3 protein-coding genes are annotated in these 2,529 nt (G+C 63.8%); 2 read left to right on the top strand and 1 reads right to left on the bottom strand.

What is annotated here, in order from left to right; all coding sequences use genetic code 11:
- Positions 1-622 (bottom strand): glycosyltransferase family 4 protein (locus tag OVO38_RS12340; protein WP_267208691.1); only part of this gene is annotated, 622 nt, incomplete at its 3' end.
- Positions 623-626: 4 nt separating this feature from the next.
- Between OVO38_RS12340 and OVO38_RS12345 the strand changes: the two genes are divergently transcribed.
- Positions 627-1,376, top strand: a complete 750-nt coding sequence (locus tag OVO38_RS12345; protein WP_267208692.1) for a class I SAM-dependent methyltransferase — start codon at positions 627-629, stop codon at positions 1,374-1,376.
- Between the two features lie 43 nt (positions 1,377-1,419).
- Positions 1,420-1,839 carry a hypothetical protein gene (locus tag OVO38_RS12350; protein WP_267208693.1) on the top strand — a complete coding sequence of 140 codons (420 nt, stop codon included), beginning with the start codon at positions 1,420-1,422 and terminating at the stop codon, positions 1,837-1,839.
- The last annotated feature ends 690 nt before the right edge of the window (positions 1,840-2,529 follow it).

Below are 2,529 nucleotides of genomic sequence, written 5' to 3' on the forward strand. Positions count from 1 at the left end.
CCACCGCGTCGATCGCGTGCTCGATGCGTTTGTGCGGCACCAGCCGCGACAAGGTGACCACGTGCACCTTGCCGTCGTCGGGCACCACGGGCAGCTCGTCCGGGATCGGATCCACGCCGTTTTCCACAATCGCGATGTCACGCTCGCGCACGCCAAGCGCCACCAGATCGCTTTTCGACGCCTCGCTCACCGTCACATACCGCGCACCCCGATACACCCGCGGCGCCACCTTGGACTCCAAAAACCAGCCCAGCCTCCCGATGATCGGGCCCGCCACCGGCCACTGGTCCTTATGGCAGTGGTGCGTGAGCAGCACGACGGGGCGGCGCGTGAACATGCGCGCGAAAAACGGGATCCCGTTTTGCGTATCCACAATCACGTCCGGCCGGTTGCGCCAGATGGATGGCGGTGCCAGCACGTACACGCCGTACTTACCGCCGGCGCGCTCGAAGCGAATGCCGGCACGAGTGCTGCGTCGCGGCGCATCGGTGTGGCTCGAGGTGCGAAAAATGACCTCGTGGCCCTGCGCCGCGAGGTACTCGCCAACGCGTTCCAGGTAGCGTTCGCTGCCGCCGCCCTGCGGGTGGGTGGAGTCGCGCCAGCACATCAGCAGTATCTTCATTGCTATGTACCGTACCCGCCGCCTCGCCACCCTGGCACGTTCGCTGCGCCTTCTGCGCTCGTTCGCTTACGAGCAGTTCCGCCCCGCCGTGTTCTACTCCGGCTTGGCGCGCGACACCCGCTCGCTTCTCGACGCCCTGTGGCAGGACACCACGTCCCTCAGCCCAGCCGGCCTCACCGGCCGTGCTGTGTTGGACGTCGGCGGCGGCCCCGGCTACTTCGCCGACGCCTTCGCCGACACCTTTTACGTCGGCATGGAACCCGACATCTCCGAGCTTTCCGCCGCTGGGCTCTCGGGCTACGGCGCAGTGCGCGGCGACGGGGCCCACTTGCCCTTCGCCGATGGCTCCTTCGACCTCGTGTACTCCTCCAACGTGGCCGAACACATCCCCAATTGGCGTGCCATGGGCGAGGAGATGCTGCGTGTGGTCAAACCCGGCGGGCTGGTCGTACTCTCCTACACGGTGTGGCTGGGCCCCTTCGGCGGCCACGAAACGGGGCTTTGGGAGCACTACATCGGCGGAGAGTTCGCGCGCCGCCGCTACGAGCGCACACACGGAAGACCGCCCAAGAACGTGTGGGGAACTTCCTTGTTTGCGGTCTCGGCCCGCGAAGGGCTCGAGTGGGCGGAATCGACCGGTCGCTTGCTCACCGCCTTCCCGCGCTACCACCCGCATTGGGCGTGGTGGCTTTCGCGCGTTCCCGTCCTCCGAGAGTTCGCGGTTTCGAACCTGGTGCTTGTGCTGCGGGGCTAAACTATCCTCACACTCACGAAAGTCCGATGAAAGGTAGGACCTCATGCAACTCCCCGCCCAGCTCCAGCGCGCCCTCAAGGGCCTTCCCGTCGATCCGCAAGCGGCCGGGGCAATCGCCGTCGCCGCAGTCACAGCCGTCGCGCTGATTGTGGGGGCAGTCCTCGGCACCATGCCATCTGCTGCCCCAACGGCCGCACCTCAGGGCGAGAAATCCGTGATCCAGGTCGTTACCGCCGACGGCGCGTCCGCCGGGGTGTGCGCGATCGGCGGGCTGCGCCAGGAAAAGGTGCACTATACCGACGAGGATTCCCTGTACTACTGGGAACTTCAGCCCGGTGAGGAGCGCATCACCGCGTCGTGCCCGAGCGCGGCGGCCTTGTCTTCCGGCAAACGTCGCTTGGAGGGCGAAGCAACCGTCGAAAACTTCGACGCCCCGCAAGTTGTCAAAATCGTTGTTCAATAGCGGCGATCAAGAGACGTACAAGGAGTACCGTGGAGTGGCAGTCCCACTTCACTTCCGAGTTTGCGGGATCTGCTAACACGACGCGACGACACGTCACGATTGCATACGCTTTCCTCTCAGTCACCCTTTTAGACCGCAAACACCGTCTACCCGGTTTGGCTGCCCCCGCCCGGGAACCATTTTGGGGCTTCGGCCGGCTCCGGTCGACCGACATGGCGTTTCCCTAGGTCGCGACCGCTGTCTACGAAGGAAGTTCCCAAGACCACCGCCTCTTCGCACCAGATTCCAGGTTTTCGGCGAGCGGGTTTGCAAAACCCCAGGTCGCGCAAACCTCATGCAGGAATTTGGTGTGCGCCCGGCCTACCATCACGCCTCAAAACCGTTTAAAGCGTGCGCTTAGAAGCGAGCGATGCAGGTCGCGCATTTTCAACCGACCCCGCCGATTTCCGGCGACCAGCATCGCACGCTTTAAACACCTCGACCGGAACAAAACCGCCCGACCACACAGGTCAATGACGGCGTGGGGTACGCAAGGCGAATCTGAAATTCATTGGGCTCCACACGTTCTGGAGCAAGCGGGCCCCTAGTGGCGACTGCAACGTCACCTTCATGGAGGAAGTGGAACTGATCAGGATGCACTCGTCAGGCGATCCTGGAATATTCCCTTCGTACACCCGAACTTTTACTGAT

It is taken from the genome of Corynebacterium sp. Marseille-P8863, assembly GCF_946902955.1.
GTDB classification, from domain to species: domain Bacteria; phylum Actinomycetota; class Actinomycetes; order Mycobacteriales; family Mycobacteriaceae; genus Corynebacterium; species Corynebacterium gottingense.